Raw genomic sequence first — 16209 nt, 5'->3', positions numbered from 1 at the left:
TGCTATCTGCTACAGTTCTGAACTCAACATCATATCTTCAGTCAACTCTAGAATCTCCTCTTCTATATCTGGATTAGTAATCATTAAGACATAACGCAAACCATCTTCATCCCAATAATAAGCGTTAATGGATTCTTCATATTGCGTAACGTTCCCTCTAATTTGAACATTAGACGCTTCTATTTCCATATCTTCCGGAGCTTCAAAAATCGATAAAAAAAACATTGGTATATCATCATTTGAAATATAGGTTAAATTTAATTCCTTTCTATCCACTGTCTCTACATTATTGATTTCAATATCATTCAAAGTATACGCTTCTTCAGGAAACATATAGAAAGCTTTACCAAGTTCTTCTTCTGCTTCTTCTGCAGATATAGATTCAGTTGAACCAATATCTTCCATATTTGTAATTTCTACATCATCCGGAATATCCAGAGTAAATGTATCTTCCGCAAAATCCGGGGAAAGATCAAGCTCTGTATAGGTTGATTCCATTTTAGAGTCGCCTGTTTCTGAGATTGTTTTTAAAACCATCCACGTCTCCTTATCCACCCACAGCTCCATGTCTCCCATTAAACTATCCGCTTCTTTTGCCTCTAGCTTAATATGGAATGTATCTCTATCCAGCATCTCTTCTTCCCCTATTACTTCATAATCATGAGAGTCTCTCATCCCAGCCAACATTCTCTGAAAAAATTCTTTCGGAGTAAATTGATAATCTGCAAACGCTGTTGTATCCATTTCCTGTGCTGTTTTATTACTTTTATTATACATCACCATTTTTTCACCGTTATTTAGCAATTCTATTTCTTCCTCCGTACCTTGCGATTGTCCATACGTAACAATTTTTCTATCATTACCAGAAACAAATTCTTCCATAATGCTTTCTTCTATCATTTCTTCTCCATCAAACATTTTCATTTCGGATTTACCATAATACTCACTAACTTCCTTCTCCGATTCAATCGCATTATGAATGATTTCTTCAGCGGATACCTCCATATTTTGTGAGCACCCTCCTAATATTAAAATAAAGATACTGATTGCCATAAAACTTGCTTTCCATCTAAACTGAAACATACGTTATCTCCTCTCTTTTATCCAGCAAGCAAATAAAGTTCCTTTTCCTGCTGTTGACCACACATTTATTTTACCTTCTTGATTTTCCATAATAAATTTTGCAATACTTAATCCCAGACCTGAGGTTGTTCCCTTTCCTCTGGAAATATCGTCCTGATAAAATGCCTCAAACACTTTTTGCATTTGTTTTTCTTCCATTCCTTTTCCTTCATTTTGAAACAGTAGTACGGTTCCATCTGTTCTCCACTGGTTCACTTGTTCTTTGAATTCAGGAAAAATCCAATCAGGAAGTGATTTTGTTGATGCTACTGCTCCCATCCAAATTTCACCGTGCTCCGGTGTATGACGGATACTATTATCCACGAGATTATCCACTAGCCGAATCATTTGCTTCGGATCTAATTCGTAGGCATTTCGAACAGACCATTCGGTAGTTAGCTGAATATTTTTCTTTGCACTGGGTTCTTCATATCCTGAAAATAGCATATCAAAAAACTCTTCTCCATTTACTTGTACCGGCTGGAGAATATCTTTCGATGATTGAAGCGCAGTGAAAATAGATAAATCATCAATCATTTGTTTCATATGGCTTAATTTATCATTGAGAATCAATTGATATTCTGTACGTTCTTCTTTTGATAGATTATGGTTTTCCAAAGCCTCCGTATAGGTACGGATTACTGTCAGAGGTGTTTTTAAATCATGCGATAAGGCAGCTACCATATATTCTTTCTCTTCCTGCTGCTTGACAAGTTCCTCTCTCGTCTCTGTAAGTTGTTTTTTCATTGCTTCAAAGTGAGCATTTAGTTCTCCGATTTCATCTTTCGAATGATTCAGTTTATTACCCACGACTCTCCCAACTGCAAAAGCTTGCATATGCTCCTGTAACTGATAAAGCGGGCGATTTAGCTTGCGGTTTATCGCTTTAATTACAATGATATAAAGCAGAATAAAAAAGCTTCCTGAAAGAATGAACGTAAGGAATAACCGCTGATTGGAGGTTTCGACCCAATCCGTTCTTCCCTGTGTAATTTCGTAAACACCAGCCAACTGTCCCTGCTCATCAAATACAGGTTTCTTATAAACGTAAGTTTTTGGTCGTCTCTGCATTTCGTTTAGATTATCAAACATTCTATCTTGGTTTTGCATTGGGTAATATCCTACATTTCGTTCCATCGTTGAAAATACATGAAGACCATCATAACGATATAAATCAATACGCAGATTATCGTCACCAAGCTGGTTTATTTCTTGAAACCGGTTATTTTCTATATGCTTATATAAAGATGGATCATTCAAGGTCTCATTTAAATTCGAAACAAGGATTTGAAAATCAACATATTCTTTTAAATTCTCTTCTTGGTCATAATTCTGCAAACTAACATAAAGCAAATAAACCGCCACAACCGGCAGAAGCATCACCACAAGATGACTCACCATCAGCCAATTTTTAATCTTCATGATATTTCTTCTCCTACAAAGCGATAACCAGCACCCCAAATCGTCTGGATAAATTTCGCCTGCTTTCCGGTATCCATTAACTTCGTACGGAGACTCTTAATATGCACTGTCACTGTATTATTCCCATTCACATTTTTCAGCTGCCAAATATGCTCATAGATTTGAGCTTTCTCAAACGTAATAAACGGATTCTTGGCAAGTAAAAATAAAATTTCCTTTTCCTTCGCAGTTAGAACAAGTAGCTCTCCCTCTAAAAATACCGCATCATTTAAGAAATCAATGGCCAATCCATGCTTATAATGCGAGATTTGCGCATCAAATGTTTTGCTTGTATAACGCTGATACCTTCTTAAATGCGACTGTACACGTGCCGTTAATTCCTTCAAACTAAACGGCTTCGTTAAATAATCATCCGCACCTAAATTCAGTCCGCGTATTTTACTGTCATCCTCTCCTTTTGCACTGACAATCAACAAGGGCACATCACTTTCTAAACGAATTTTTTCACATAGCTCATAGCCATCCATCTCCGGCATCATTAAATCAATGAGTACGATAGAAAAGGCACCTGCTTTAAAATCCTCCCAGCCTTCTACACCAGTTGACGCCCATGTCACTTGAAAGCCTTCCCTATCTAGATGATCCTTCATAATCCGGGCAATTTCATAATCATCTTCTACAATTAGAATTTTTGTCCTCTCTTCCATTGGAACCCCTCTCCTCTGACTACCCTAAGTATAAATCAAGTATAATACTAACTTTGAATTCTTTATTTTTAGTTAATATTTGCTATGTAAGAACCCATTACAGCATGAAAAACACTGTAACGTGTTCTGTTATTAATCTCTATGATATGGTAAAAACACAGTAACCGTAGTTCCTCGGTCTTTTTCTGATTGAACGGAAATAGATCCCTGATGCAGCTTGGCAATTTGTAAGGCAATACTCATGCCAAGTCCTGTTCCTTCATTTCTCTCTTCCGTATTTGTCCCACGATAATAACGGGTAAAGAGATGTTTTTGTGTTTCCTCATCCATCCCGTCTCCATTATCGATAATTTTGATTTCCAATTTCTTTCCGTCTTCCGATTCAGCTGCTTCTATCTTTACAGCTGTTCCAGGCGAATTATGCTTCCAAGCATTATACACCAGATTATCTATCATTCTTTCAAATAACCGCTCATTGACTTCTATTTTTCTATCTGGATGAATGGATTCGTACACAACGGCATAATCCTTAAAGGCTACATCCTTTCGAAACTTCCCTAAAATCTGCTCCATATATTCATTGACATTTATCATGCTAAACGTTAAGCTGCTGGCATCGTTTTTCAATCGAAAACTGAGCGTAAAGTCCTCAATTAAATCAACCATGTAATCACTTTTTTCATGGATTGTATTTCCAATCTCCTGAAGCTCCTGCTTTGACCATTCATATTCCTTATTTTCCAGCAGTCGCCCGTAGCCCTCCATGGTTGTCAGAGGCGTGCGTAAATCATGGGAAATTCCTGCAACCCATTCCTCTCTGCTTTTTTCCAGCTGTGCTCTTTCTTTCCGGGAAGCATCCAGTTTTTCAGCCATATCATCAAATGCTTGAAAGACCTCTTTATATAATTTATACCTTCTTTTTAATTTGCCATTTTTACGATATACTTTTTTCTTCTCCTCTGTTGTTAAAACTTCTTCATAATTTCCATTCCCCATCCGGTTCAGCCAGTTTGCAAAGATAAACAAAGGACTTCCATAGCGGAAACTATTCCAAAAAGCAATAAGCAAGGTTATCAGCAAAATAGCTCCAGCTAAACCACCTGCAACTATAAGGATAGTCTTTTTAAACATTGTTGATGGCAACTTCTGATTTTGCTCGTTCGGTGTAGTTAAAATCCACAAGTTTCCAGATTCTCTATCTAAAAAAGTGTACTTATTGTCAGAGAAATGGTCTGGAGAGGCATCTCTCTCAATCACTTCTAATGGTAATGCTTCTATATGCTCCTTGCTGCCAAATTCCTGAATAATCTCCCCGGTATCATTGTAAATCACAAGTGTTCCTTCCAGTTGATTCAATTTTTCTTCTACCTCAGATTGGTCTGTTTCTGCAATACTGCCATTGGTATTGACATTTTCTATCAGCTCATTCATCAAGAGTGCTCCATGCTCCTCATACCCTAATACAAATAAATACGTGTCCGTAAATAAAGGTTTTTCTAATGTGTATGATATAGAATATTCCCCCAGCTGCTCTCTTTCCTTCATTTGGGCTATGTCGATACTGTTATAACTATCCTTCAAACCTTCTGGCACATTTCCAGATGCAATGACATTTCCCTCTTCATCAATAATTTGCAGCCACATGTTCTCTGCTAATACATCACTAATATCATACCCATTCTTTTTATACTCCAGAGGATCTCCAATATCCATAGCAAGTTCCTCTACCTGATATTGATAATAGTCCGCCTCTCTATCCATCTCACTAAGAAAATATCCGCCTATAAGTGCGGCAAGAAAAACAACGACAATCATTAACAAAGAAATAAAGCCAAACTGAATCGAAAAATGAAAAAATAACCGGCTCCGTAATCTCTTCATGAAGCATTTCCTTTCACCAATTTATATCCTAACCCTCGAACAGTAAGTAAAAATTCCGGCTTACTTGGATTTACCTCAATTCTTTCTCTGATTCTTCTAATATGTACCGAAACAGTATTTTCATCTGCAAAATGCTCAAAGCCCCAAACAGCCTCTAACAAATCCGCTTTGGAAAAGATTCTGTTTGGATGCTTACATAGGTAGAGGAGTAGTAAATAGACCTGAGTCGGACATGGAACGTTTTCTCCATTAACTTTTAGCTCTCCTGCACTTTCATCTAAAACAAAACGACCAAAGTCATATTTGCTGGACTTTTCAGGTGTATATGTTTCTATTTTAGTTGTTCTCCTTAAATAAGCCTTGATTCTTGCCGCTACTTCTAATGGATTAAAAGGTTTTGTTACATAATCATCCCCGCCTGTGGCAAAACCGGTTAACACATCCAGGTCAGACACTTTCGCTGTTAAAAAGAGTATATACGCATCCGTAAGTTCTCTGATTTTCGGACAAAAATCAAAGCCGCTCCCATCCGGCAGCATCACGTCCAAAATAATAACTTCTATTTGATTCTCTTTTAATATATCAATGGCTTCCTGCCCGGTATAAGCTTTATGTACACGCTGGAAACCCTCTTTCTTCAGCATCATTTCTAACATATTCACAATTGCCTTTTCATCGTCAACGATTAAAATATCTGTTTGTTCCTCCACGTATGACACCTCCATAAGTATCGTAACATAGCAAGTTTACGAACAGTTGAACAAATCGAAGCTTTTTTTATTTATCCGTAACGTTCTGTTCAAATAGAAGACAACTGCGACTGCTAGAGTAAAAGTATAGAAACATGAGGAGGAGAAATTACTATGAAACACAAAACAGAAATGATTTTAACAGCAATCGGTATTTTATTATTTGGCGTTTTATTCGCAGGCAGTATTCTGCTATACGGCAACGTCGAAGGAAATCCTGAGACTTTGGATCTTGTTCAGTCTTTTATGCAGGATGAAAAGATAGTTGAATTCAGTGAACAACAAATCATCAGCTATATAGGTAATCTGTTTATTTATTTAGCTGTCATTTCCTTCGCTTGGATAATCTTCGGGGCGGTTGCTATTTATTTGTTAAAAAAAGAGAACAAGGTAAAAACCGCTGGAATTCTGTTAATGGTTACAGCCATACTCAGTACCCTATCAACAATCGGTTTAGGAATTTTCAGTGGTATTATTTATTTGATTGCCGGAATCATGGCTACGGCCCGCAGTCGTTCTGTCAGCTAACATGTAACGAAGTAAAGGAGGTTGATTTATGTTTACAGTCAGTTTTAAAGAATTTAAAAATTTATTTACCAGCATCCGCTCTATTTTAATGATTGTCGTCCTATTTGGCGTAACTGTCGGTGCAGCCAGTTTAGTACGGCAATTTGAAGCTCCCCTGCAGAAATTAGGCCTGGGAGATGACGCTTATGCGATGGGATTAATGCTCTTATTAATTTTAGCTGCTCCTTTGTTTGTAACCAGTTTATCCCATAACACCATTAATAAAGAAATGGATACACGGACGATTCGTTTTCTAGCGACGAAGACAAGCCGGAACAATATTATCCTTGGCAAATTTATCGGAAGCATTTTATTCTGGGGAGTTTGTATTACGGTTGCATTATTGCTTATCGTCCCATTTTCAAAGTCTTTTTCCATTTTGAACTTAGTTCAATCCATTATCTTTGTTTCTTATTTCATCGGGTTGACGCTTTTTCTTTCAACCATCATCTCAAACCCATCTTTAAGTATGTTTTTAGGGATCATTATTTCGATTGCTTTGCCGGTGCTTGGTTTATGGAGTACAGGGACAGATAATCTTTTTGTGAAAGCGATTGGTTACGTAACACCTTATTTTTATTACATGCAGGAAGAAGCCTATGATTACTATGTCTATTTCGTGGCAGTCTTCCCCATTTTATTTATTTTATTAAGCTTATTTATCTTTAGAAAGAGGGATTTATAATGGAAGCTCTGCAGACACATCAATTAACCAAAAAATATGGAAAGAAAACTGTGGTAGATTCTATTGATCTATGTATTCCCCAAGGAACGATTTTTGGTTTCCTAGGAAAAAACGGAGCGGGCAAATCAACCTTTATCAATATGGTAACCGGACTTATCCAACCCAGTTCCGGTTCATATGAAATATTAGGACATCCTCAAAAAAGGCTGGATTCCATCCAGAAAGAGATTGGTGTATTGCCGGATTACTCCACATTTTATGATGATTTAACAGCGTTCAGTCATCTAAACTACTTTCAGAAGTTATTAAAGCAATCACTTTCTAAGCAGGACATCTTACATATCCTAAAACAAGTCGGATTGGAAGGTGCAGAATATATAAAAGTCAAAAAGTATTCGTTTGGCATGAAAAAGAAACTGGGAATTGCTCAAAGTATCATCCATCAGCCCAAGCTGCTCTTTCTTGACGAGCCAACATCCGGCGTGGATGCCAATGCCGTCTTAAATATCCATGCATTAATCAAGCAAATTGCTGCGCAAGGAACGACAATCTTCTTAACATCTCATAACTTAAATGAAGTGGAGAAATTATGTGATGAAATTGCAATTATGAACAAAGGAGGCATACAAACACAGGGAACGATGAAACAGCTGCAGGAACAGCATCAGCAGGATATTGTTATTCATATCCATCACCGTCCCCTTTATGAACAAGAGCAATCGGAATTACAGAATTCTTTTAAAGGACTTGCTGAGAAAATTCAAATCGGGGATACTACTTCGGAATTTACCGTCCAGACAAAGAAGCTTATCCCGCAAGTAAACAAGTATTTTGTGCGACAAGATATTGATGTCTTTCGACTGGAAGTAGAAGAAGCCTCACTGGAGGAAATTTTTCTGAATTTAAAGTGAGGAAGTATGCATAACCTATGGGTAAGTTTCACTCTTGTAATCTACTTCAAACATTCTTAGAAAAATTACCAACCATTGAAAAGTTATGGTAAAATTTTTATTTATAATTCAGCTTATGGTTAATTAATAACATCGAAGGAAAGAGGGAAGATTTTCATGAATCAGAGAGTTAAAATGATTGATGGATTAAGAGGTTTTTGTCTATTGGGAATTCTAATCGCAAATATGCTGATTTTTCAATATGGCATTTTTGGTAAAGACAATATTGAAACCTTTGCTCTATCAATGGAAGATCAAATCGCATACATTTGGACGAAGATTTTTGTTGAAGGAAGCTTTTATCCGATTTTTATGTTTTTATTCGGTTATTCCCTTATGAAGATGAAAGAAAGTATTGCACGAAAAGGAAAAAAGGCAGGAAGGCATTTGATAAGACGATTTTTACTGTTAATGCTTTTTGGATTCTTGCATAGTATGTTTGTCTGGGAGGGGGATGTCTTACTGGCCTATGGACTAACAGGATTTTTCTTATTATTCTTTATCAACCGTAAAAAGAAAACGGTACTGATTTGGGCTATCCTATTATTTATTGGAGGCACATTATTCGGATTTGGAGAAATGGACCAAACTGTAGAAGAAGCAGAAACTATGGAGTCCTATATTCAAAAAGAAACAACCATCTATTCTACAGGTGATTACATGGCCATATTTGATTTTCGTAATAATGAGCCAATCCCATTTGATTTGCCTAAGTCGTTCAGTATTATTGTATTATTATTAACGCCTATTGTAACTGCTCCAATGTTTTTATTTGGCATGTTCGCAGCAAAGAGTAATTGGTTCACAACACCAACTTTAATGAAAAAAGTATATTTACGCACTTCTTTTCTTTTTGTGTCTATTGGGCTCCTATTAAAAAGTAGCCCATATATTATTGATACACCAGCTTGGACAGAAGCTGCTTATATGGCAGGCGGTACCATCTTAGCAATTGGCTATATTTTCACCTTTGCACTATTCTATACAAAGGAAACAGGCAAACTGCTCAGCTATTTTGAACAATATGGCCGTCTATCGATGACAAATTATTTATGCCAAAGCATTATCTGCACAAGCATTTTTTATGGGTACGGATTAGGTGGCTTTGCTAATATCGGTGTATTTAACGGCATATTACTAGCCATTTTTATCTTCAGTATGCAGGTACTGTTAAGTAATCTCTATTTAAAATACTTTAAAATGGGACCTTTTGAAAAGGCTTTGCGTGTGGGAACCTACTTGTCTTGGAGTGGTAAATCTAAACAGACGAAGCCGATGAAAACAGCATCTTAAACGAATAGCTCTAATAGTGTAAATGAAAAAGAATAAACTTCCCCGTTCCTTGTAAGGCGCGGGGTTTTAGGGTAAACAAGAATAAGATCAAATATCCGGTTCTATTGTTTCTGAATTCTCTCGTTTATCAAGATTTGAATAATTCTTTCTGTCTCCACTTCCTCATCCCAATTTGTCTCCGGAAGCAATTCATACCCCGCACCAACACAAGAAAAAATGAAGCAATGGTTCGAATAATCACATCTGGTTCCATATCAACCAGTTGCCCTTTTTCCTGATAAAAACGAACAATCCCAACCTCGCAAAAACCCCTTTCCAACAGCTTCAATAAATTGTCTATTACTTCGGATGAAAGGCAATTTCCTGAATCAGTATCGCAACAATGGCAAATCAGCATAGCCTTTTTCTTCAAATAATTCTGTTGCAGCTTCTAATATTACTATTTTTTTCGTCCATTTCGGTTCATAACTTGTCATTTCAGATTGCGTCTAATCCAATTAAACATATCCTCTATAAATCCGATAACGCTTGTTATATCAACACTTCACCTAAGGTCTTAGAATAATATTAATAAATCAACTCTTTCTTCAAGACAACTGCCAATCCATCATTTTCCTTTTTGAATATATATATCTAGAACTTACTTTAAAGGAGGAATTTGAAATGTGGAAAAAGTATAATTCAAAAGAGTTTGACGAGAATGGAAACCAAAGTTTGAGTGTTTCTAGATCTAAGGCCGATGCGGATGTCGATTTTGATAGCGATATTTATGTAGACAACGATAACGATAATGATAATGACAACGATCTTAGAAATAAAAACCGAAATTTTGCTATCGCTAAAATTAGTAACAGTGGCAATTCTTATGTAGACGTTGATTCTGATGATAGAAAAAAGAAATATTAAGACTTTATGCTGAGGGATTTTTTAATTCCTCAGCATGTAATCAAGGGCGGTGATGTTTTGAAGAAAAAAATTAGAAATATATCTCTTGCTGATTCTATTGAGTCTGCATCTCAAGTTAGCCATAGCGGTAATTCAGATGTAGATGTAAAGGTAATAGTCGATACCACCCCTATAGCCTACGCTATGCTTTGCACACTTCTATCCACAAAACAAATTACTAATGATGAATTTAAGAGATCTGTCAAACAACTTGAGGATTTAATTCAACATGGTAAGGGTCATTGGGTTGAAGATTCTAACGACTTATCATATGTAAAATTAAACCACAAACTATTAAGAGGGTGAATACCTTCTTAATTTTACATAGCAGGAATAACTAGCCATAATTACCGTCTTTCTAAAAATAGATATTTTATAAAAAAAGGCATATCAACCAAGCAATACCCGTTGAAATGCCTTCTGTAATTATTTATAGCGAACTAGTTGCCCCGCCATCAATCGGGAATTCTGCTCCCGTTGTGAAGGATGAATCATCAGACGCTAAGAACAACACGGTTTTAGCTACCTCAGCCCGTTTTCCTAAACGACCAAGCGGATATTGCTTACCGACTTCTTCCGCAGTAGAACCTTGTTGCTCCGCTCCATAATCAGCCATTTGTGTATCGATATAACCTGGGTGAATGGAATTGACACGGATTTGGTCTTTCGCAACTTCCATGGCAACGTCTTTACTCATAATGCGAACAGCTCCTTTGCTTGCACCATACAATGCATGTCCAGGTGCTCCGCCAAGCCCCGCTACAGAAGAAGCATTTATAATCGAGCCGCTTTTCTGTTTTTGCATGACTGGAAGTACGTGTTTCATACCTAAGAAGGTACCTGTCACATTGATATTCATTAGTTTATTCCAAGTATCTAATTCAATTTCAGTGACAGGCTTAATAATATAAATTCCGGCATTGTTGAATAATACGTCAATCGTTCCAAACTGATCAACTGCTTTTTTAACAACTTCTTGCCAATCTTCTTCCTTGCTCACGTCATGGCTTCTGCTCCAAGCTCTTTCACTTCATTTTCTGTTTCTTTTACACCGTCTACATTCACATCTGTCAAAATAAGCTTCGCGCCTTCTTTCGCAAATAAATGAGCTGTCTCTTTTCCAATTCCTGTACCAGCTCCTGTAATCAGTGTAACTTTATCTTTCACTCGCATTTTAGCTTCCTCCTTGAATCGCCTCAATAAAAATCTAAAATTTACTTTCTTTATATTAGTTCCCTTAATTTGTATGGTTAAACATGATTATGATTGGATTTATTTACAAAACCGGAGAGATAATTGATTTTGCAGAAAAGCTACCTCCTCCCATCTCTTATTTCATGTCACAAACTTGCATTTATAACAATCTTCAATACCCTTTTTGAACATCTACTTTATTTTCTAATGACTTCCCTGTCTCCAGCCGTTTTAACGTATCAACAAAACAATCCACTGCTTCCTTCGCTGTTGTTACAGCGGATATATGCGGCGTTATTGCGATGTTAGGATGCTCCCAAAAAGGATGTGCTTCCGGTAACGGCTCATCACGAAAAACATCTAACACCGCAAATCGTACATGCTCCTTATCTATCGCTTCTAACAAAGCTTCGTCAACCACAGACCTTCCCCTGCCTACATTGATAAATCCAATATTTCTAGCTTGCTCAAAAAAGGTTTTATCAAAGAAATCTGCAGTTTTATCTGTTAACGGCAATGTATTTATCACATAATCCGCTTCCTTTATCACCGAAAAATGTGCATCTATAGCCATAACCTGCTCGAAATCTGGCTTGTGTTTTCCACTTAGAGAAATGCCATACACCTTCATTCCAAAAACAGACAGCATTTCTGCTACCTTTCTGCCAATTTCACCAGTTCCATAAATGACAACTTTTTTGCCTCTTAATAATGCAGGGGGAATCTCATTCCAGGATTTTTTCTTCTGCTGTTTGGCAAATTCCTGATGAGCTTGCGTATCTCTTAAAAGGTAACTCAAACAATATTCCCCAATACGCTGTCCAAATGAACAGACTGTCCTTGTTAACAATACATTGTCATCCCAATCCTGATCATACAGAAATCCGTCCACCCCAGCTCCTAAAGAGTGAACCCACTTTACTTTGCTGTAGTTTGTATTTTTCTTAATTTGAAAACCACAAAAAGCATCTGCCCAGTCCAAGTCTTTCTCCGCTAAACTGTCTTCTGTTAAGTAACGGATTTCCTGATCAAGCTTATAATGTTCTATGTACGCTTTGAGTTCCTTTATCATCGGGCTGACAATAACGATTTTTTGAATGTCCATATCAGCTGCCTCCTTCCCTACTATTTTCTATTATACAGGCGGCTGATCATTTGAAAACCCAATGACTAGAGGATGATAAGTAAAACAAGTTGACTTTTCATTTTCAATCCTTTACCATTATCTTTAATTTAATATCTAATTCGATGACGGGAAAGAGTAGTTATCTTTTTCTTATCTACAGAGAGTTGACCTTGTGCTGAAAGTCAACGTTAAGAGAGCTAATGAAAATCCTCCCTGAGAAGCAAAGTTGAAAAATCGGAAAGCATAAACTTTGACGGCATTCAACCGATATCCAGAACGCGTATGATAGTACGTAGTGAAATCCATTCAAAGCCACTACCTATGAGGCTTTTTTTATTTTTATTAAAGAATGAACACATCCCGATTCTCTCTACGCAGAATCGGGATTTTTTAATTAAATTGAGGTGAAAAAATTGAAAGAAACTAGTGCAGAACGTGAATTAAGAATTCGGGAAAGGTGGGAAAAAGATCGTACCTTTCAACGCTCTATTACCAACCGAGAAGGAAGAGAGACGTTTGTTTTTTACGAAGGTCCCCCTACTGCCAACGGCTTGCCACATGCCGGTCATGCGCTCGGAAGAACCATAAAGGATTTCGTAGCTAGATATAAAACAATGTCCGGATATCAGGTGTTACGAAAAGCAGGCTGGGATACCCATGGCTTGCCTGTTGAACTGGAGGTTGAAAAGCAATTAAACATCCGCGGCAAGGAACAAATTGAGGAATATGGTGTTGAGAACTTTATCGCCCAATGTAAAAAAAGTGTTTTTACCTATGAAAATGAATGGAAACAATTCACGAATGCGCTCGGATACTGGGTAGATATGGATCACCCTTACATTACTTTAAATAATGACTATATAGAATCAGTATGGCACATTCTTTCTGACATTCATAAAAAAGGTTATTTATATCAAGGGCATCGTGTGGTCCCTTATTGCCCGCATTGCGAGACATCTTTAAGCTCCCATGAAGTGGCTCAAGGATATAAAGATGTCACCGATTTATCCGCTACAGCTAAGTTTCAAATTAAAGGTAAAGATAATGAATATTTGCTGGGCTGGACAACAACGCCTTGGACGCTTCCAGCCAATGTAGCTCTTGCAGTGAACCCAGAAATGGATTATGTCCGTGTACAAATGGAAAATGAAATATACGTGGTAGCAAAATCCTTGGTTCAAAATGTGATTAAGAAAAATTATGAAGTTCTCGAAGTTATTAAAGGGCAGGATTTAATTGGCCTTTCCTATACGCCGCCATTTGATTACGTTACGGTTTCCAATGGTCATAAAGTGCTCGGGGCAGATTTCGTTACCGAAACAAGCGGAACAGGAATTGTCCATTTAGCACCAGCACATGGAGAAGATGATTATAAAACCATCCAGGAGAATCAGCTTGATTTTATCAATGTCGTGGATACCAAGGGACGCTACAAGGATGTTATTAAGCCGCTCGCAGGAAAATTTGTGAAAGATTGTGATGTCGAGATTATCAAAATGCTTGCTAAAAATGGCCTTTTATTTGATAAAGAAAAATACGAGCACAGCTACCCACATTGCTGGCGCTGTGACTCTCCCCTTCTCTATTACGCAATGGAAGGTTGGTTCATTAAGACAACGGCAGTAAAAGAAAAAATGGTGGAAAATAATCAAGGTGTTGAGTGGTTCCCGGCACATATGAAAGAAGGCAGATTTGGCAATTTCTTAGATAATATGGTCGATTGGAATATCGGGCGTAACCGTTATTGGGGAACACCGCTCAATGTATGGGTTTGTGAAGACTGTGGGGCACAGAAAGCTCCTAGTTCCATCAAAGAACTAAAAGAGCTTTCTATCAATCCAATCCCTGAGAATATTGAATTGCATAAGCCTTATGTCGATAAAATTCATTTTGCTTGTTCTTGTGGAGGCACGATGCATCGAACCACTGAGGTTATAGATGTTTGGTTTGACAGTGGATCCATGCCGTTTGCCCAATATCATGTTCCTTTTGAAAACGAAGCATTATTCCATAGCCAATATCCAGCTGACATTGTTATTGAAGGAGTTGATCAGACCCGGGGTTGGTTTTATAGTTTATTGGCTGTTTCCACTTTGTTTACCGGGAAGTCGCCATACAAACGAGTGCTCTCGCTAGGGCATATCTTAGATGAAAACGGACAAAAAATGTCTAAAAGTAAAGGAAATGCCCTATCGCCAATTGATTTAATCAATGAATTCGGCGCTGACGCACTCAGATGGGCTTTACTTGCTGATAGTTCACCATGGAATAATAAACGTTTTTCTAAAAAGACAGTAAGCCAGGCAAAATCAAAAGTGATGGATACACTTCTAAATGTTTATTCTTTCTATCAGATGTATGCGAAAATCGATGGCTTCCAGCCTGAAAAAGATTTAGGCGGAAATCCAACTATGCTTGACAGATGGGTGCTTTCCCGTTTGAATACTGTAATTCAAGAGGTTACTCAAAGCTTAGATAATTATGATATCACCAAAGGAGCAAGAGTAATTTCCTTATTTATTGATGAGCTCAGCAACTGGTATGTCAGACGTTCCCGGCAACGTTTCTGGAGTGAGGGCATGACGGAGGATAAACAAGCAGCATTCAGTACCTTATTTGAGGTATTAAAAAAACTATCGCAAATCATGGCCCCTTACGCACCATTTGTGACAGAAGAAATTTACTCAAACTTGACTGGTGACAGTGTGCATCTATCTGATTATCCACAATGTGACAGAACACAGATTGATACACAACTAGAAAAAGATATGGATGCGGTATTACAAATTATCGAGCAAGGACGTTCCCTTCGAAATACAGTTGGAATAAAAACCAAGCAACCCTTAGCTCAAATGATCGTTATGCCTTCAGAAGCAACTGATCTATTGACATTAGAAAAATACTCTCCAATTATCGCGGAGGAGCTAAATGTAAAAGAAGTCCAGTTTAAGCAAATGGATTATCAGCTTATACAATTAGTCTTTAAATTAAACTTCTCTGTTGTTGGTCCAAAGGCAGGCAAAGCTGTCGGTGAATTAAAAAATAAAGTAGAAGCATTAGGCATTACCGAAAAGGAAAAATTCCTTGCAAATAAGGAATATCCGTTCATCCTGCAGTCTGGTGAAACAATTACACTGACAACGGAAGAGGTTCTTATAGAAAAAAGAGGAACAGACGGATTTGCATTGGCTGAAGGGAATACATTTATGACGTTGTTAGATACCCGCTTAACAGAGGAGTTAAAAGAGGAAGGCTTTGTAAGAGAATTTGTTCGTGCTGTTCAAACCTATCGTAAAGAGCTGAATCTGCCGGTCGAACAGCGTGTGCAGTTATTCGTGGATACAGAGGAAGCTTTAAAGCGTATCTTAATAAAATTTGATAAACTGGTGCATAAGCATCTTATTCTTGATTCGATTCAGTTTAAGGAAAAGACTGATATGAAGTCCTTTAAAGTGGAAGGACATGAAGTAGCGTTATTTATTCAGGATTAATGAAAAAGCAGATCAAAAGCTACAGTTTGATCTGCTTTTTCTTGTTACTAAAATGAACTATACAAATCTATCTGACC

Annotated in this window: 13 protein-coding genes and 1 pseudogene; 7 read left to right on the top strand and 7 right to left on the bottom strand. The window is 37.3% G+C overall.

Going from position 1 to position 16209, the window contains the following annotated elements; genetic code table 11:
• Window positions 1-9: 9 nt before the first annotated feature.
• The 5 genes from KI343_RS00250 to KI343_RS00230 form a co-directional block, all read right to left on the bottom strand.
• Window positions 10-1083: a LolA family protein gene (locus KI343_RS00250; RefSeq protein WP_212924423.1), complete on the bottom strand. Its 1074-nt coding sequence runs from the start codon at window positions 1081-1083 to the stop codon at window positions 10-12.
• 3 nt (window positions 1084-1086) lie between these two features.
• Window positions 1087-2544: a HAMP domain-containing sensor histidine kinase gene (locus KI343_RS00245; protein WP_212924422.1), complete on the bottom strand. Its 1458-nt coding sequence runs from the start codon at window positions 2542-2544 to the stop codon at window positions 1087-1089.
• Window positions 2541-3251, bottom strand: a complete 711-nt coding sequence (locus tag KI343_RS00240; RefSeq protein ID WP_212924421.1) for a response regulator transcription factor — start codon at window positions 3249-3251, stop codon at window positions 2541-2543. Before KI343_RS00240 ends, KI343_RS00245 begins: the two co-directional genes overlap by 4 nt.
• Window positions 3252-3383: 132 nt before the next feature.
• On the bottom strand, window positions 3384-5132 hold the full coding sequence (locus KI343_RS00235) for a sensor histidine kinase (RefSeq protein ID WP_212924420.1): 1749 nt from the start codon (window positions 5130-5132) through the stop codon (window positions 3384-3386).
• Window positions 5129-5842: a response regulator transcription factor gene (locus KI343_RS00230; RefSeq protein WP_280530098.1), complete on the bottom strand. Its 714-nt coding sequence runs from the start codon at window positions 5840-5842 to the stop codon at window positions 5129-5131. The genes KI343_RS00235 and KI343_RS00230 overlap by 4 nt, the downstream gene beginning before the upstream one ends.
• Before the next feature lie 153 nt (window positions 5843-5995).
• Between KI343_RS00230 and KI343_RS00225 the strand changes: the two genes are divergently transcribed.
• The 6 genes from KI343_RS00225 to KI343_RS00200 all read left to right on the top strand — a co-directional run bounded on the left by KI343_RS00225 (window position 5996) and on the right by KI343_RS00200 (window position 10627).
• Window positions 5996-6409, top strand: coding sequence for a DUF4064 domain-containing protein (locus KI343_RS00225; protein WP_212924418.1), 414 nt, complete (start codon window positions 5996-5998; stop codon window positions 6407-6409).
• A 28-nt stretch (window positions 6410-6437) separates the two neighbouring features.
• Window positions 6438-7133, top strand: a complete 696-nt coding sequence (locus tag KI343_RS00220; RefSeq protein ID WP_212924417.1) for an ABC transporter permease — start codon at window positions 6438-6440, stop codon at window positions 7131-7133.
• Window positions 7133-8044, top strand: a complete 912-nt coding sequence (locus tag KI343_RS00215) for an ABC transporter ATP-binding protein (RefSeq protein ID WP_212924416.1) — start codon at window positions 7133-7135, stop codon at window positions 8042-8044. The genes KI343_RS00220 and KI343_RS00215 overlap by 1 nt, the downstream gene beginning before the upstream one ends.
• A 156-nt stretch (window positions 8045-8200) precedes the next feature.
• On the top strand, window positions 8201-9376 hold the full coding sequence (locus KI343_RS00210) for a DUF418 domain-containing protein (protein ID WP_212924415.1): 1176 nt from the start codon (window positions 8201-8203) through the stop codon (window positions 9374-9376).
• A gap of 663 nt (window positions 9377-10039) precedes the next feature.
• Window positions 10040-10282: a hypothetical protein gene (locus tag KI343_RS00205; RefSeq protein ID WP_212924414.1), complete on the top strand. Its 243-nt coding sequence runs from the start codon at window positions 10040-10042 to the stop codon at window positions 10280-10282.
• A 57-nt stretch (window positions 10283-10339) separates the two neighbouring features.
• Window positions 10340-10627 carry a hypothetical protein gene (locus KI343_RS00200; protein WP_212924413.1) on the top strand — a complete coding sequence of 96 codons (288 nt, stop codon included), beginning with the start codon at window positions 10340-10342 and terminating at the stop codon, window positions 10625-10627.
• Between the two features lie 124 nt (window positions 10628-10751).
• Here KI343_RS00200 and KI343_RS00195 read toward each other — a convergent pair.
• Window positions 10752-11494: pseudogene (locus KI343_RS00195) on the bottom strand (SDR family NAD(P)-dependent oxidoreductase).
• 193 nt (window positions 11495-11687) lie between these two features.
• Entirely contained in the window at window positions 11688-12620 is a 933-nt protein-coding gene (locus tag KI343_RS00190; RefSeq protein WP_212924412.1) for a D-2-hydroxyacid dehydrogenase, read from the bottom strand.
• A gap of 425 nt (window positions 12621-13045) precedes the next feature.
• On the opposite strand from KI343_RS00190, the gene ileS reads away from it, so the two are divergent.
• Window positions 13046-16132 carry an isoleucine--tRNA ligase gene (ileS, locus tag KI343_RS00185; RefSeq protein WP_212924411.1) on the top strand — a complete coding sequence of 1029 codons (3087 nt, stop codon included), beginning with the start codon at window positions 13046-13048 and terminating at the stop codon, window positions 16130-16132.
• Window positions 16133-16209 lie beyond the last annotated feature (77 nt).

The sequence above is a fragment of the Oceanobacillus sp. J11TS1 genome (assembly GCF_018333215.1).
GTDB lineage: Bacteria > Bacillota > Bacilli > Bacillales > Amphibacillaceae > Oceanobacillus.
The sequence above is the reverse complement of the archived record's forward strand: the minus strand, read 5'-3'. Positions and strand labels throughout refer to the sequence as shown.

Coding starts and splice junctions, on each gene's coding strand:
- KI343_RS00235 (WP_212924420.1), bottom strand. CDS start 5,132: ATGAAGAGATTACGGAGCCGGTTATTTTTTCATTTTTCGATTCAGTTT.
- KI343_RS00205 (WP_212924414.1), top strand. CDS start 10,040: ATGTGGAAAAAGTATAATTCAAAAGAGTTTGACGAGAATGGAAACCAA.
- KI343_RS00240 (WP_212924421.1), bottom strand. CDS start 3,251: ATGGAAGAGAGGACAAAAATTCTAATTGTAGAAGATGATTATGAAATT.
- KI343_RS00250 (WP_212924423.1), bottom strand. CDS start 1,083: ATGTTTCAGTTTAGATGGAAAGCAAGTTTTATGGCAATCAGTATCTTT.
- KI343_RS00220 (WP_212924417.1), top strand. CDS start 6,438: ATGTTTACAGTCAGTTTTAAAGAATTTAAAAATTTATTTACCAGCATC.
- KI343_RS00210 (WP_212924415.1), top strand. CDS start 8,201: ATGAATCAGAGAGTTAAAATGATTGATGGATTAAGAGGTTTTTGTCTA.
- KI343_RS00245 (WP_212924422.1), bottom strand. CDS start 2,544: ATGAAGATTAAAAATTGGCTGATGGTGAGTCATCTTGTGGTGATGCTT.
- KI343_RS00190 (WP_212924412.1), bottom strand. CDS start 12,620: ATGGACATTCAAAAAATCGTTATTGTCAGCCCGATGATAAAGGAACTC.
- KI343_RS00225 (WP_212924418.1), top strand. CDS start 5,996: ATGAAACACAAAACAGAAATGATTTTAACAGCAATCGGTATTTTATTA.
- KI343_RS00215 (WP_212924416.1), top strand. CDS start 7,133: ATGGAAGCTCTGCAGACACATCAATTAACCAAAAAATATGGAAAGAAA.